The 15,089-nt window shown below is 74.1% G+C and carries 12 protein-coding genes and 1 pseudogene; 8 read left to right on the plus strand and 5 right to left on the minus strand.

The features are described from left to right. Window positions 1-38: 38 nt before the first annotated feature. The 5 genes from ACH4VX_RS10790 to ACH4VX_RS10810 all read left to right on the plus strand — a co-directional run bounded on the left by ACH4VX_RS10790 (window position 39) and on the right by ACH4VX_RS10810 (window position 4,606). Window positions 39-1,016 carry an NADPH:quinone oxidoreductase family protein gene (locus ACH4VX_RS10790; protein WP_398367012.1) on the plus strand — a complete coding sequence of 326 codons (978 nt, stop codon included), beginning with the start codon at window positions 39-41 and terminating at the stop codon, window positions 1,014-1,016. Next, window positions 1,013-2,194 carry an acyl-CoA dehydrogenase family protein gene (locus ACH4VX_RS10795; protein ID WP_398367013.1) on the plus strand — a complete coding sequence of 394 codons (1,182 nt, stop codon included), beginning with the start codon at window positions 1,013-1,015 and terminating at the stop codon, window positions 2,192-2,194. Before ACH4VX_RS10790 ends, ACH4VX_RS10795 begins: the two co-directional genes overlap by 4 nt. Then, window positions 2,191-3,267, plus strand: a complete 1,077-nt coding sequence (locus ACH4VX_RS10800; protein ID WP_398367014.1) for an acyl-CoA dehydrogenase family protein — start codon at window positions 2,191-2,193, stop codon at window positions 3,265-3,267. The genes ACH4VX_RS10795 and ACH4VX_RS10800 overlap by 4 nt, the downstream gene beginning before the upstream one ends. Window positions 3,268-3,445: 178 nt before the next feature. After that, the gene (locus tag ACH4VX_RS10805; RefSeq protein WP_398367015.1) at window positions 3,446-4,309 is read left to right on the plus strand and encodes a phosphatidylinositol-specific phospholipase C/glycerophosphodiester phosphodiesterase family protein; all 864 of its coding nucleotides are present in this window, start codon (window positions 3,446-3,448) and stop codon (window positions 4,307-4,309) included. Window positions 4,310-4,411: 102 nt separating this feature from the next. After that, on the plus strand, window positions 4,412-4,606 hold the full coding sequence (locus ACH4VX_RS10810) for a hypothetical protein (RefSeq protein ID WP_398367016.1): 195 nt from the start codon (window positions 4,412-4,414) through the stop codon (window positions 4,604-4,606). A 21-nt stretch (window positions 4,607-4,627) separates the two neighbouring features. On the opposite strand, the gene ACH4VX_RS10815 is transcribed toward ACH4VX_RS10810, so the two are convergent. Next, window positions 4,628-5,023 (minus strand): luciferase family protein, encoded by a 396-nt coding sequence (locus ACH4VX_RS10815; RefSeq protein WP_398367017.1) that lies wholly within the window; start codon window positions 5,021-5,023, stop codon window positions 4,628-4,630. 133 nt (window positions 5,024-5,156) lie between these two features. Between ACH4VX_RS10815 and ACH4VX_RS10820 the strand changes: the two are divergent. Then, window positions 5,157-5,486: pseudogene (locus tag ACH4VX_RS10820) on the plus strand (DUF4180 domain-containing protein); the annotation flags it as partial. A 44-nt stretch (window positions 5,487-5,530) separates the two neighbouring features. On the opposite strand, the gene ACH4VX_RS10825 reads toward ACH4VX_RS10820, so the two are convergent. Continuing rightward, window positions 5,531-6,739, minus strand: coding sequence for an ROK family protein (locus tag ACH4VX_RS10825; protein ID WP_398367018.1), 1,209 nt, complete (start codon window positions 6,737-6,739; stop codon window positions 5,531-5,533). A gap of 182 nt (window positions 6,740-6,921) precedes the next feature. Continuing rightward, entirely contained in the window at window positions 6,922-8,367 is a 1,446-nt protein-coding gene (gene xylB / locus ACH4VX_RS10830; RefSeq protein ID WP_398367019.1) for a xylulokinase, read from the minus strand. A 114-nt stretch (window positions 8,368-8,481) separates the two neighbouring features. Between xylB and xylA the strand changes: the two genes are divergently transcribed. Both xylA and ACH4VX_RS10840 read left to right on the plus strand, forming a co-directional pair. Beyond that, entirely contained in the window at window positions 8,482-9,648 is a 1,167-nt protein-coding gene (gene xylA, locus ACH4VX_RS10835; RefSeq protein ID WP_398367020.1) for a xylose isomerase, read from the plus strand. Window positions 9,649-10,164: 516 nt separating this feature from the next. After that, window positions 10,165-10,551 carry a hypothetical protein gene (locus tag ACH4VX_RS10840; protein ID WP_398367021.1) on the plus strand — a complete coding sequence of 129 codons (387 nt, stop codon included), beginning with the start codon at window positions 10,165-10,167 and terminating at the stop codon, window positions 10,549-10,551. Window positions 10,552-10,729: 178 nt separating this feature from the next. Here the strand turns inward: ACH4VX_RS10840 and ACH4VX_RS10845 are convergent, their stop codons facing one another. Both ACH4VX_RS10845 and ACH4VX_RS10850 read right to left on the minus strand, forming a co-directional pair. Further along, window positions 10,730-12,001 carry an SWF or SNF family helicase gene (locus ACH4VX_RS10845; protein ID WP_398367022.1) on the minus strand — a complete coding sequence of 424 codons (1,272 nt, stop codon included), beginning with the start codon at window positions 11,999-12,001 and terminating at the stop codon, window positions 10,730-10,732. Beyond that, window positions 11,998-14,814, minus strand: coding sequence for an SNF2-related protein (locus ACH4VX_RS10850; RefSeq protein WP_398367325.1), 2,817 nt, complete (start codon window positions 14,812-14,814; stop codon window positions 11,998-12,000). Before ACH4VX_RS10850 ends, ACH4VX_RS10845 begins: the two co-directional genes overlap by 4 nt. Window positions 14,815-15,089 lie beyond the last annotated feature (275 nt).

Consider the following 15,089-nt stretch of genomic DNA (forward strand, 5'->3'; position numbering starts at 1 on the left):
AGGCGAGCACGACGTTCACAGTCCCGTGGAGGCCCCGCATGCAGGCATGGCAAGTACACGAGCTCGGCGAGCCGGGCGAGGTGATGCGCCTCGCGGAGGTGGCGCGGCCGACGCCCGGTGACGGGCAGGTCCTGCTGAAGGTGCGTGCCGCCAACATCAACTTCCCGGACGCGCTGATGTGCCGGGGCCAGTACCAGGTCAGGCCGCCGCTGCCGTTCACCCCGGGCGTGGAGATCTGCGGCGAGACCGAGGACGGGCGCCGCGTGATCGCCAACCCCGCGCTGCCCTTCGGCGGCTTCGCCGAGTACGCGGTCACGGACGCCGCCGCGCTGCTGCCCGCGCCGGACGCGCTGGACGACGCCGAGGCCGCCGCCCTGCACATCGGTTACCAGACGGGCTGGTTCGGCCTGCACCGCAGGGCCGGTCTGGAGGCCGGCGAGACCCTGCTCGTCCACGCCGCCGCGGGAGGGGTCGGCAGTGCGGCCGTGCAGCTCGGCAAGGCGGCGGGCGCCACCGTCATCGGTGTGGTCGGCGGTGCCGCGAAGGCGTCCGTCGCCCGTGAGCTGGGCTGCGACGTGGTGATCGACCGGCGCGAGCAGGACGTCGTCGCCGCCGTGAAGGAGGCCACCGGCGGCCGGGGCGCCGACGTGATCTACGACCCCGTGGGCGGCCAGGCCTATGCCCAGTCCGCCAAGGTCGTCGCCTTCGAGGGCCGGATCGTGGTCGTCGGCTTCGCGAGCGGGACCGTCCCGAGCCCCGCCCTGAACCACGCCCTCGTCAAGAACTACGCCGTCCTCGGCCTGCACTGGGGCCTGTACAACACCAAGAACCCCAAGCTGGTGCAGCACTGCCACGAACAGCTCACCGCACTCGTCGCGCGGGGCGCGATCAAGCCGCTGGTGAGCGAACGCGTGCCGCTCGCCGGGGCCGCCGACGCCGTGCAGCGGGTCGCGGACGGTGTCACCACCGGTCGCGTCGCCGTGCTGCCCTCACTGGAGAACGGAGCCGCCGCATGACCGACGCCGCCGAACTGCGCCGCCGCACCCGGGAACTGCTGGCCGCGCATCCGCCGGCCGAGGCGGAGCGCCTGGACTTCCTGCGTGCCCGCTTCGATGCCGGACTCGCCTGGGTGCACTTCCCCGAGGGACTCGGCGGGCTCGGTCTCCCGCGCTCGCTCCAGGTCGTCGTGGACGCCGAACTGGAGGCTGCCGGGGCGCCCGACAACGATCCCCGCCGCATCGGGATCGGTCTCGGCATGGCCGCGCCGACGATCCTGCAGTACGGCACACAGGAGCAGAAGCAGCGCTTCCTGAAACCCCTGTGGACCGGCGAGGAGGTCTGGTGCCAGCTCTTCAGCGAGCCGGGCGCCGGCTCCGACCTGGCGGCGCTCGGCACCCGTGCCGTCCGGGAGGGCGAGGAGTGGGTGGTCAACGGGCAGAAGGTGTGGACGTCCAGCGCCCACCTCGCCCGCTGGGCCATCCTCATCGCCCGCACCGACCCGGACGTGCCCAAGCACCGGGGCATCACCTACTTCTTGTGCGACATGACCGACCCCGGTGTCGAGGTGCGGCCGCTGCGCCAGATCACCGGTGAGGCCGAGTTCAACGAGGTCTTCCTCACCGACGTCCGCATCCCCGACGCCCACCGCCTCGGAGGGACCGGCGACGGCTGGCGGGTCGCGCAGACCACCCTGAACAACGAACGCGTCGCCATCGGCGGCATGCGGCTGCCCCGCGAGGGCGGCATGATCGGCCCGGTCTCGAAGACCTGGCGCGACCGGCCCGAACTGCGCACCCACGACCTGCACCAGCGGCTGCTGAAGCTCTGGGTCGAAGCGGAGGTCGCCCGGCTCACCGGCGAACGCCTGCGCCAGCAGCTCGTCGCAGGACAGCCCGGCCCCGAGGGCGCCGGCATGAAGCTCGCCTTCGCCCGCCTCAACCAGGAGATCAGCGGCCTGGAGGTGGAACTGAGGGGCGAGGAGGGCCTGTTGTACGACGACTGGACCATGCGCCGCCCCGAACTGGTCGACTTCACCGGCCGTGACGCCGGCTACCGGTACCTCCGCTCCAAGGGCAACAGCATCGAGGGCGGGACCAGCGAGGTCCTGCTGAACATCGTCGCCGAGCGCGTCCTGGGCCTGCCCGCCGAGCCGCGCACCGACAAGGACGTCGCATGGAAGGACCTGGCCCGATGAGCGATCTTCTGTACTCGGAGGAGGAAGAGGCGCTGCGCGCCGCCGTCCGGGACCTGCTCACCGACCACTGCGACGCGGCGGGCGTGATCGCCCGTACCGAGTCGGACGTCCCGCACGACCTGTCCCTGTGGAAGGCGCTCGCCGACGGCATGGGCCTCGCCGGTCTGCTGGTCCCCGAGGACCGGGGCGGCCAGGGCGCCACCCACCGCGAAGCCGCGGTCGTACTGGAGGAGCTGGGACGCGCGGTCGCTCCCGTGCCGTATCTGACGAGCGCCGTGGTGGCCACCGAGGCGCTGCTGGCCTGCCGGGACGGCGCCGACCTGCTCGCCGAGCTGGCGTCCGGGCGCGGGATCGGCGCCCTCGCCGTCGGCCTGCACACGGCTCCCGGCGCCACGTTCGCCACCGTACGGACGGCGGGCGGCGCGCTGCACGGGGAGCTGTCCGGCATCGCGGACGCCGCCGTCGCCGACGTGCTGCTCGTGCCGGCCGACGACGGCGGACTGTACGCGGTGCGGGCCGACGCGGTCACCGTCGTCCCGCAGGTTTCCCTGGACCTGACCCGTCCGGTGGCCCGTGTGGCCCTGGACGGCGCGCCCGGGCGCAGGCTGGGCGACGCGGAGACCGCCGTACGCCGCGCCCTGCGGGCCGGTGCCGGACTGCTCGCCTCGGAACAACTCGGCCTCGCCGACTGGTCGTTGACGGAGACCGTCCGCCACCTGAAGGACCGCACACAGTTCAACCGCCCCGTCGGCGGCTTCCAGGCGCTCAAGCACCGGCTCGCCCAGCTGTGGCTGGAGGTCGCCGGCCTCCGCGCCGCCGCCCGCAACGCCGCCGACGCGCTCGCGACCGGCGAGGACGCCGACGTGGCGGTCACCGTCGCCCAGGCCTACGCCGCGCCCGTCGCGGTCCGGGCCGCCGAGGAGGCGCTGCAGCTGCACGGCGGCATCGGCATGACCTGGGAACACCCGGTGCACCTCCACCTCAAGCGCGCCAAGGCCGACTCGATCGCCTACGGCACGGCGGGTGCCCACCGCGAGGCGCTGGCGCAACTGGTCGATCTGACGGCGCCCTGACCGGCTGAACAACGCGAGAAGCCCGTCCCTTCGGGGGCGGGCTTCTCCGTGCGCCCGGCTCCGGTGAGGTGAACGACCGACGGCGGATCGGCCAACTCCCCGCATCACCCTGCTCCTTGGCCACCCACGGACCTCATACTCTCCATGGTCCCGTACGGCCCCTCCAGGGAGGCAGAGCATGGCCCTCACCACCCGTCGCAGAGCCCTCACCACTCTCGGTGCCGCCCTCGCCGGCTCGGTCGCCCTCCCCGCGACCCAGGCGCTGGCCGGCGAACGGAAGTACCGCCCGCGCCCGTTGTGGCAGGCCCACGCCCACAACGACTACGAGCACCCCCGTCCCCTCCTCGACGCCCTCGACCACCGCTTCGGCAGCGTCGAGGCCGACATCTACCTGGTCGGCGGCCAACTCCTCGTCGCCCACGACCCCGAGGACCTCGACCCGTCCCGCACCCTCGAGTCCCTCTACCTCGACCCGCTCGCCGCCCGGGTCCGCGCCCACCACGGCTCGGTGTACCGCGGGCACCGCAGACCGCTCCAGCTGCTGATCGACATCAAGACCGAGGGCGCCGCCACCTACCTCGAACTCGACCGCCATCTGCGGCGCCACCGGCATCTGTTCACCACCTGTGCCCACGGCAGGGTGCTGCCCGGACCGGTCACCGCCGTCGTCTCAGGCGACCGCGCGGCCCGTGCCCCCATGGCGGCCCAACGGGTGCGCCGCGCCTTCTACGACGGCCGGCTCACCGACCTCGGCGGCACCGCACCGGCCTCCTTCGTCCCGCTGATCAGCGACAACTGGACGCTCAACTTCACCTGGCAGGGCGTCGGCGCCTTCCCCGACGCCGAGCGCCAAAAACTCCGCGACATCGTGGGCACCGCCCACGCGCGTGGGCAGCGGGTGCGGTTCTGGGCCACCCCCGACCTGCCGGGCCCCGCCCGTGACGCGCTCTGGGGCGAACTGGTGGCGGCGGACGTCGACCACCTCAACACCGACGACCTCGCAGGGCTCGAATCCTTCCTCGACGCCCACCGGAAGGCGTGACACCACACGTTCGGAGGACAGGTCAGCCGCCCGGACGAACCCTCCGCTACGCCACACTTGCGGCCGAACGCCGCGAAACGGATGTGGCGGAGGAGGTTGATGATGGCCATTTCCATCTCTGTGGTGCTACTGCTCTCAGTCCTTGCGGTGATCTTCCTGCGCAATGGCGGGCTGAAGGTCTCCCACGCGCTGGTCTGTCTGCTGCTCGGTTTCTACCTGGCCAGCACGAGCATCGCGCCCACGATCCACAGCGGTCTCACGGCGACCGCCGACATCGTCGGCGGCCTGCGGCCGTGAGGCCACCGCGCCGGGCGCGGTTCAGCGGTCGGCGACCGCGTCCCGCGACAGCGCGGTGACGCGGTGGAAGTTGCACCCCGCCGGTGCCGGCGGCGCGGACGGGGGCCTGTTCCGGTGCGCCTTGAGGGCGACGCTCACCAGACTCAGCAGCAGGTCCACGTCCGTGGCGCAGTCCAGACGCGCCGTCACCCAGCAGGATCTCGGCACCAGTTGTATCGCGCTCGACCTGCCCAGGTAGTAGTGGAAGCGCTGGATGGCGCGACGGGTGAGGTGGAGGTCCGCGTCCCGCGCGGAGTGGAAGTGGACGACCTCGTCACGGGCGGTGCGGAGCGCCCGCCCCGTACCGCAACCGGCCGGACACGCCGTGAGATCGGACCAGGAGAGCAGTCGCTCCGTGGATCGCTGCGCCGGTGTCATGCCCTCATCGTTGCCTGCTCGACGTCCGGCCACCAGGAGTCGGGCGGTTCGTGACCGGGCGGTGAGGTGGTGAGGCCGCCGGAGCCCCGGTGAGAAGCCGACACACGATCATGTCGTGGCAGCCGACCAGCTCATGACCTGGCACGGCGTTCCCGTCCTCGTGTGCGACCAGGACGGCCGGAAGCCGAGCGGCGGCGACACCGCCCTCGACCTGATCGGCGATGCCATGGGCTGTGACGTGGAGAGGGTGGCCGCCCCCGTCGAACGGGTGGCCGACGATTTCTTCGCCCTGCGCTCGGGAGTCGCCGGGGACGTGGTGCAGGAATTCGCCGATTACCGGCTCCGTCTGGTGATCGTCGGCGACATCGCCTCCCATGCGGCGGCCGGCGACGCCCTGCGCGACTTCGCGCGGGAGGCGAACCGCGGCACCCAGGTGTGGTTCGTGGCCGACCGCGCGGAGCTCGAGGAAAGGCTCGCGCGCGGACAGCCGCGTGTCCCGGGCGCGCGTCAGACCCGTTCGGCCACCGCCGCCGGGTCGTCCAGGACTCCCCGCACCACCGAGTGCGCGGCGCCCAGCAGCGGGCCCTCGGGGCCGAGCGGGGACACGGAGACGGGACATGGCGGCCCCGCGGTACGGCGGGCCAGTTCGGAGCGGAGCGACGGCAGCAGCCAGGGCGCGAGCCCGGACAGGGCTCCGCCCAGCACCACGCTCTCGGGGTCCAGCAGATTGACCGCCCCGGTCAGGGCGATCCCGAGGGCCGTTCCCGCGTCCTCCAGGGCGCGTCGTACGTCCGTGTCGCCCTGCTCGGCGCGGCCCGCGAGGAGGCCGACCCGGTCCTCGCCCGGCTCCAGTCCGGCCGCGCGCAGCACCGCCTCCTCGCCGGCGTACTGCTCCAGACAGCCCCGTCCGCCGCAGGCACACTCCGGTCCGTCGGGCCGTACCGGTACATGGCCCAGTTCGCCCGCGAAACCGCGGTTTCCGTGCAGCAGCCGTCCGTCCACGACGACCGCGGCACCGATACCGATCTCGGCGGACACATGGAGGAAGTCGCGCGGGGTGTCCTCGCCGAGCCACAGTTCGGCCAGCGCACCGAAGTTGGCCTCGTTGGCCACGGTGAGCGGCAGGCCCGCCGGGAGCAGGTCGCCGAGATCCGTATCGAGCCAGCCGAGGTTCGGGGCGCGTACGACGGTCCGGGCGTCGCGCGCGACCAGACCCGGTACGGCCACGGCGAGCCCCGCAGGCCACAGGCCCTCGCCCTCCGCCTCGGCGACGACCCGCTCTATCAGCCCGGTGAGTTGCCCGAGCACCGGCCCGGGGGAGCGGTCCCGGTTCGGGCCGTGCCGCACCGCCCGTGACCGGACCCGTCCGCGCAGGTCGACCGCGCAGACCGCGAGGTGATCGACGCCGACCTCGGCACCGATCCCCGCGGGGCCGCGCCCGCTGACGGCGAGCGCCGAGCCGGGACGGCCCACGCGTCCGGGCCGCTCGGGGCCCAGCTCCTCCAGCAGGCCCGAGCGGATGAGCTCGTCGACCAGCGTGGACACCGCCGCGCGGGTCAGGCTGATGCGGGAGGCGACGGCGGCCCGGGACAGCGGCCCCTCGGCGCTGACGGTGTGCATCACCCGCGAGAGGTTGCGGCGGCGCATGCCCTGCTGGGTGTCGGGCAGCGCGCGCCCCGGACCGGCCGGGCGTGCCTTGTGCAGCGGTGCGCTCATTCCTCCGTCGTTCCTCGGTCTCTGCGGTCGTTGGCGTACTGAGGTCGCCACAGCCGGTCGGCCTGTGTCTGCCGACCTGTGTCTGACGGTCCGTGCCTTCCGGTCGGTACCGGGTCGGCAGGCACGGACGGCCGGTGCCGTGTCGGTGGGCGCCGGCGGTCGGTGCCCACCGGCGGGTGCCGTCAGCCGGTGGTCGTGCCGCGGCCCAGCAGCGGGGCCGCGTCGGAGAGTACCCCGGCCAGCCCGGCCAGCGTCTCCTCGTCCCGCTCCACGGCCTCCAGCACCGGGCCCGCCGCCGTGTCCCAGCGCCGGGCGACCGCGGCCGGGTCCTCCCCGGTGAGCAGCCCGGCGGCCTGTGCCGCCGCACCGAGCGCGACCAACTCCTTGACCCGGGGTACCTGCACCGACCGCCCCGACAGCCGCCGTACGGTCTGCTGCCAGGCCGTACCCCGGGCGCCGCCGCCGATCAGCAGCAGGGGCGCCGACGGGTCGGCGTCCTCGTCGAGGACGAGGTCGAGCGCGGCCAGCAGGGAGTACACGGCACCGTCGTAGGCGGCCTGGAGCAGCTGGCCGCCGGTGGTGTCGTGGCGCAGCCCGTGCAGCAGACCGGAGGAGTTGGGGAGGTTCGGGGTGCGCTCGCCGTCCAGGAAGGGCAGCAGCGTGACGCCGCGGCCGGGTTCGACGGCCTCGCGGTCCAGGTTCAGCAGTGCCGCGACCCGGTCCACGGCCAGCGTGCAGTTGAGCGTGCAGGCCAGCGGCAGCCAGTCGCCGCGCGCGTCGGCGAACCCCGCCACCGTGCCGGTCGGATCGGCCGGCCTGCGCTGCGTCACCGCGTACACGGTGCCCGAGGTGCCGAGGCTCATCACCGGTGTGCCGGGGCGCACCCCGAGGCCCAGCGCGGCGGCGGCGTTGTCACCGGTGCCGCACGCCACCAGGGTCCCCTTGGAGAACGGCAGGTCGTGGCCGTCGCGCACGGTCCCGGCGACCTCACCGGGACGCACCACGCGGGGCAGCAGCGCCGGGTCGAGCCCCACGTGCGCGAGGATCTCCTCGTCGTACGCCTCCGTCCCCGAGGCCCACCAGCCGGTGCCGGAGGCGTCGCCGCGGTCGGTGGTGCCCTGCCCGGTGAGCCGCTCGGTGAGGTAGTCGTGGGGGAGCCGGACCGCCTTGGTGGAGCGCACCGCGTCCGGCTCGTGCTCCGCCAGCCAGGCCCACTTGGTGACCGTGAAGGAGGCGGCCGGCACGCTTCCGGTGCGCTCGGCCCAGAACTTCGCGCCGCCCAGCTCCTCGATCAGGCGGCGGCCCTGCGGCGCGGAACGCACGTCGTTCCACAGCAGCGCCGGGCGGACCGGCTCCCCGTGCCGGTCCAGGGTGACCAGGCCGTGCTGCTGCCCGCCGATCGACACCGCGGCGGCCTCGTGCGCCGCCTCGCCGCACTGGCGCAGCGCCTCGGACAGGGCGTCCCACCACTGGCGCGGATCACTTTCCCGGCCCGCCCCCGAGGTCACCGTGTGCGGTGCCTGGCCGCTCGCGACGACCCGGCCGGTGGCCACGTCGACGACCAGCGCCTTGGTGGACTGGGTGGATGTGTCCACGCCGACGACGAGCGGACCCTCGGCTGCTGACATCGGTCTCTCCCTTTTCCGCGCCTCGGCGGGGTGTGTCTCTTCCCAGAAATGTTCCTGCATACTAATTTGTAAACCGCCATGACGAAATAGTCTCAGCGAGCAAGGAGCCGCGGCATGAACTACCAGCCCACCCCCGAGGACAAATTCACCTTCGGACTGTGGACCGTCGGCTGGCAGGGACGGGACCCCTTCGGTGACGCCACGCGGCGCGCCCTCGACCCGGTCGAGTCGGTGCGGCGCCTGGCCGAGCTGGGCGCCCACGGCGTCACGTTCCACGACGACGACCTCATCCCCTTCGGCTCGAGCGACAGCGAGCGCGAGGAGCACATCAAGCGGTTCCGGCAGGCGCTGGACGACACCGGCATGAAGGTGCCGATGGCCACCACCAACCTGTTCACCCACCCGGTGTTCAAGGACGGCGGGTTCACCGCGAACGACCGCGACGTGCGCCGCTACGCGCTGCGCAAGACCATCCGCAACATCGACCTCGCGGTCGAGCTCGGCGCCGAGACCTACGTGGCCTGGGGCGGTCGCGAGGGTGCCGAGTCCGGCGGCGCCAAGGACGTGCGGGACGCCCTCGACCGCATGAAGGAGGCCTTCGACCTGCTCGGCGAGTACGTCACCTCCCAGGGCTACGACATCCGCTTCGCCATCGAGCCCAAGCCGAACGAGCCGCGCGGCGACATCCTGCTGCCCACGGTCGGCCACGCCCTGGCGTTCATCGAGCGCCTGGAGCGCCCGGAGCTGTACGGCGTCAACCCGGAGGTCGGCCACGAGCAGATGGCCGGGCTGAACTTCCCGCACGGCATCGCGCAGGCGCTGTGGGCGGGCAAGCTCTTCCACATCGACCTCAACGGCCAGTCCGGCATCAAGTACGACCAGGACCTCCGCTTCGGTGCCGGTGACCTGCGCGCTGCCTTCTGGCTGGTGGACCTGCTGGAGTCGGCCGGGTACGAGGGCCCGCGGCACTTCGACTTCAAGCCGCCGCGGACCGAGGACTTCGACGGCGTGTGGGCCTCGGCGGCCGGCTGCATGCGCAACTACCTGATGCTCAAGGAGCGCGCGGCCGCGTTCCGCTCCGACCCGGAGGTGCAGGAGGCGCTGCGCGCGGCCCGGCTGGACCAGCTGGCCCAGCCCACGGCGGCCGACGGCCTCCAGGCCCTGCTCGACGACCGGTCCGCCTTCGAGGACTTCGACGTCGACGAGGCCGCCGCGCGGGGCATGGCCTTCGAGCACCTCGACCAGCTGGCGATGGACCACCTGCTGGGCGCCCGGGGCTGAGCCCCGACCGCGAGGGCGTGGCCGGCCCGCCCTGCCACGGGACGGCCACGCCCCCGCACATGGTCCGGGACGGCCGCATCCCGCGCGATGGTGGGACGACCGTGCCCCCACAGGTGGTTCGCACCCGGTTGTGGCCGACGCGGCGCGTGTGCGCAGGCGCCTCCCGAGGCATGGCGACCGCGCGGGTCCACGTGCGCGTCGGTGCGTATCCGGGCCGACGCGGGGCCTCCCGGCGGCGACATCCCGGGTGCGAGGGCGCGACCCGAGTCGGCCCGGTGTGCATCCTGCGGCTGCGCCCCTTGCGCACCACGACCGTGTGACGCACACGAGTGGTAGGGGTCAGGCCCGCCGCAGGGGAATCCCGCGTCGGGCCCGAAGCACGCGCGGGGCGGAGCTGTGCGGGGCGTGCGCTCCGTGTGGGGTACGTCGTCATCATGGCGCTCGTGCCCTGAGTCCGTATCAACTTCCGTGCGGCGTCCTCGCGCAGGCCCCGGGTTCGCGGCGACCATGGGGTGTATGGCCATGCCACCCGTACCGCCCCGGCCGCCGGACGGCGGCAGCTTCGGACCGTCCACGAACAGCGGCGCGCCGCCACCCTGGCCGCCCGGCGTGCGCAGGGTCGTGCTCCTCCTGCTCGCGGCCGTCGTCGCCATCGCGGCCGTGTCCCTCGTCGTGCTGATGGCCACGGGCGACGACGACTCGCCGGACAAGGCGCCGAGCAGCAGCACGGGAACCGGCGGCTCGCCCGATCCGTCGCCGGGCATTCCCTCGGAGCTGCCCAGCGGTCTCCCGAGTCGGCTGCCGTCCGGTTTTCCCACGGAACTGCCGTCCGAGTTCCCGAGCGAGCTGCCGAGCGGTCTGGAGTCGCTCCTGCCGTCCCTGGGCGACATGGAACTGCCCTGACGCCACGGCACCGAGCGCGGTCACTCCCCGGAGGGACCTCTGCCGAGGCCGAGGCAGGTGCCGTTGCCGTCGCCGGGTCCCGGGAGGAATTCCCCGCCGGGACCCAGCGCCCGCGTTCCTTGCGGTACGGCCACCAGCGCCCGTCGTGGGCCGGGTGCGGTGGTGTCCTGGCCGGTGGTCACCTTTCGGGTGCGCGCTCCGCCGAGGCCAGTGCCGTCGCCGGGTCCCGGGAGGAATTCCCCGCCGGGACCCAGCGCCCGCGTTCCTTGCGGTACGGCCACCAGCGCCCGTCGCGGCCCAGGCGCAGCTGGACGGGTGCGCCGGCCACCGTCCACCGGTTGGCCCGGGCCCGGAGCGCCGGCCGTTCGTCCTCGTCCCACGCCGAGTCGAGGGCGGCACGCGCGCGTGCCAGCCGTTCGCCGTCCACGGTCCACTCCTCGTCGAGCACGGCCAGGGCCGCCGTGCCGCCGTGCCGCCAGGCCCGTACGGCCACGGCCAGCCCTTCCCGGCCGCGCCCCGACCCCTCGGCGAGCCGCTCCGTCACCGCGCGGCAGGGCTCCCCGGCGGCCAGCCGCACCGCGTCCTGCGCGACGGTCGGTCCCGGTTCCACGGGTTGCCGTTCGTGCCCGTCCCTGAGCGCCCGGGCCAGCAGCCGGTGGGCCTGTACGGCGGTCCGGGCGGCCAGGAACTCCAGCGCGGGCGGATCGATCCCGGCCGCGGGCTCCGCCTCCGTGTCCAGCGACGGCGGAACCCCCGGCTCCGCGGGGAGGACGGGGGCGCCGGGAAGCGACGGCAGGATGTCACCGGCCGCGTACGCCTCGGCCGCGTCCACGCCTTCCGGGCCCTGGGCGGGGCGCCCGGCGGATGCGTCGCCCCGGGCCTGGAGCGCGTCCAGCAAGGCGCGTTCCCCCCGCCCCCGCATCAGCAGCAGGACGAACGGGTCCCGGTCCAGCAGCCGGGCCACCTGATAGCACAGCGCCGCCGTGTGACCGCAGTGGTCCCAGGCGCCGCAGTCGCACTCCGGCTCCAGATCCCCGAGGCCCGGCAGCAGTTCGACGCCGGCCAGCTCCGCGTCCTCGACCAGGTGCGTCGGCATCTCGCGGTCGAGCAGCGCCGCGACATGCCCGGCCCGCTCCACGGTCATGGCCAGGAAACGGTCCCACTGCTCCTCGGACAGCTCCTGCAGCAGCACGTCCGCGCGGTGGGCCGTACGGTCCCGGTCCTGTACGACCGCCGTGATGCGCCCCGGTCGTACGGACACCGCGCCGACCGCGCCCGCGCGGGCGAGCCCGCGGCCCGCCTTGAGCTGCCCGGAGTCCAGCGCCGTACCTTCCAGCGCCGTCAGCCAGGCCCGGCCCCACCAGGTCTGCGCGAAACCACGTCCCCGCAGGGGCGGCAGCGCGGCGAAGGTGCGCTCCACGCCGGCCTCGTCACCGTCGTACCGGGTCATCCCCGTCCCCCTCGCAGTTCGACCAGCTCCGCCAGTTCGGCGTCGGTCAGTTCGGTGAGCGCCGCCTCGCCGGAGCCGAGCACCGCGTCGGCCAGCTCACGCTTGCGCTCCAGCAGCCCGGCGATGCGGTCCTCGATGGTCCCCTCGGCGATGATGCGGTGCACCTGCACCGGCCGGGTCTGGCCGATGCGGTACGCGCGGTCCGTCGCCTGCGCCTCGACGGCGGGGTTCCACCAGCGGTCGTAGTGCACGACATGCTCCGCGCGGGTGAGGTTCAGCCCGGTCCCCGCCGCCTTCAACGACAGCAGGAAGACCGGGACCTCGCCGTCCTGGAAGCGGCGCACCATCGCCTCACGTCCGGCGACCGGCGTGCCGCCGTGCAGGAACTGCGTCGGTACGCCCCGCGCGGCCAGGTGCCGTTCCAGCAGCCGGGCCATTCGCACGTACTGGGTGAACACCAGGACACCGGCCTGTTCGGCGAGGACCGTGTCGAGGAGTTCGTCCAGCAGTTCCAGCTTCCCCGACCGTCCCGCGACCACCGGCCGTTCCTCCTTGAGGAACTGCGCCGGGTGGTTGCAGATCTGCTTCAGGCCGGTCAGCAGCTTCACGATCAGTCCGCGCCGCGCCATGCTGTCGGCGCCGGCGATCTCGGCCATCGCCTCGCGCACCACGGCCTCGTACAGCGCCGTCTGCTCCTGGGTGAGCGACACCGCGTGATCGGTCTCCGTCTTGGGCGGCAGCTCGGGCGCGATCCCGGGGTCCGACTTGCGGCGGCGCAGCAGGAACGGCCGTACCAGACGGGCCAGCAGGTCCGCCGCGGCCGGATCCTGCCCACTCTCGACGGCGTCCGCGTACCGCCGTCGGAAGGCGCCGAGCCGGCCCAGCAGGCCGGGGGTCGTCCAGTCGAGGATCGCCCACAGTTCCGACAGGTTGTTCTCCACCGGTGTGCCGGTGAGCGCCACGCGCGCGCGTGCGTCGATGGAACGCAGCTGACGGGCCGTCGAGGAGTACGGGTTCTTCACGTGCTGGGCCTCGTCGGTGACGACCATGCCCCAGGGGACCTCGGCGAGCCGGGAGGCGTCCAGCCGCATGGTGCCGTACGTGGTGAGCACGAACTCACCGTCGGCCAGGTCCTCCAGCGCCCGCCGCGGGCCGTGGAAGCGGCGCACCGGGGTGCCGGGCGCGAACCGCTCGATCTCCCGCTGCCAGTTGCCCATCAGGGAGGTCGGGCAGACCACGAGAGTGGGGCCCGCGGACTCCGGATCGGTCTGGCGGTGCAGATGCAGGGCGATCAGGGTGATGGTCTTGCCGAGCCCCATGTCGTCGGCGAGACAGCAGCCCAGGCCCAGGGAGGTCGTCCGGGCCAGCCAGTTCAGGCCGCGTCGCTGGTAGTCCCGCAGCGTGGCGGCGAGAGCGGCGGGCTGCTCGACGGGTTCCTGCGCCTCGGGGTCCGCGAGCCGGTCCCGCAGGGCCGCCAGCCACCCGGTGGGCCGGACCTCGATGCGGCCGCCGTCGGCCTCCACGGAGCCCGTCAGGGCCGCGCCGAGCGCGTCGACCGGCGTGATCTTGCGGTCCTGCCGCGCACGGGCCCGGGCCAGCGTCCGGGGGTCGATGAGGACCCACTGGTCGCGCAGCCGTACGAGGGGACGGTTCGCCTCGGCCAGCCGGTCCAGTTCCTCGCGCGTGAGCCGCCGGTCGCCCAGGGCGAACCACCAGTCGAAGGCGAGCAGGGCGTCGGCGGACAGGAACGACGGCCCGTCCGCGTACCCGGGTCTTCCGGGCCCCGGCTCGTCGTCGGCGGGACCGATCTCCGCGCGGGTGGTGAGTTCGCGGACCAGTTCCTTGGGCCAGTGCACGTCGACGCCCGCGCCGGCGAGCACCCGGCCGCCGTCGCCGAGGAGTTCGGCGATCTCCTCTTCGGCGAGGTCCACCGCGTCCGGCACGGTCGCCGACAACAAGGGGGTGAGCGGCGCCCAGGCCCGCGCCGCGCGGCGGAGCGCGAGCAGGGTGTCCATCCGCGCGCGGGAGTCGAAGGCCGCGTCGGAGGCCCCGGCCCACACCTCGCCGGCGTCCGCGACGAGGGCGGGGTCGCTCACGCCGTGCATCTGGAGGACGGCCCGGAACGACACGTCCGCGGTGTCGGCCGCGTCCGTGAGCCCGCGCACCTCGATCCGCAGCGACAGCCGTACGCCGGCGTCGTGGCCGGCGGCGATGTCGGCGGCCCAGGTCCGCAGTCCGGGCAGCCGTCGCGGCCCCGGTACCGCGAAGGCGTCGGTGCCGGTCGCGAGGTGGGCGGCGGGGGAGCGGGGGAGGGTGTCGGCGACCGCGTCCAGGAAGGCGCGCAACAGCCGTTCGGGCTCGGGCAGTCGCGGCGGCCCGGTGCCCTCCAGCGGCATCGCGTGCGCTTCGGGCGGCATCGCGGCGGCGAGCCGGCGGATCGCCTCGACGTCCTCCGCGTCCAGCGGGCCGACGCGCCAGGCGTCGTGGTCGGCGGGGGAGAGCCCGGGCAGCAGCAGACCGCGTGCCACCAGGTGCAGGGCGTGCACGGCGGCGGCGCCCCAGAACCGGGTGGCCCGGTGCCCCGCGCCACCGGCACGCGCACGCGTGAGGAACGGGAGCGCGTCGCGCACCGGCAGCACGGTGGCGGGCACACGCACTGTCTCGATCCCGTCGTCGCAGGGAACCACGACGGTCAGGTCCTCGGCCGACGCCGCGTCCACGGCCGGAGGAGGCGAGCCGTCGGGCCGCCAGAACGCGACCCGACCGGTGCGGGCGGGGTCACCCGGTACGAATACGGCCGGACAGCCGGCCAGTTCGGAGTGTGCGGAGGAGGGCGCCGGGGGAGTCGTCTGCGCAGCGATGACAGGGGTCCTCAAACTTGACTAGTGAAGCCGGAGTCGCCGAGGGTACAGCACGGGCGGCGCCGAACGGGCGTGCCTGCGCTGTGAGGTGAGTCACCATGGAGGCGTGGGGGGGGGGGGGGGGGCGCCCCCCCCCCCCCCCCCCCCCCCCCCCCCCACCCGGCGCCCCCCGACCCCCCCCCCCCCCCCCGCCCCCCCCCCCCCCCCCCCGGCCCCCCCCCCCCGCC

Origin of the sequence: Streptomyces sp. NPDC020731, assembly GCF_044334705.1 — a bacterium.
GTDB lineage: Bacteria > Actinomycetota > Actinomycetes > Streptomycetales > Streptomycetaceae > Streptomyces.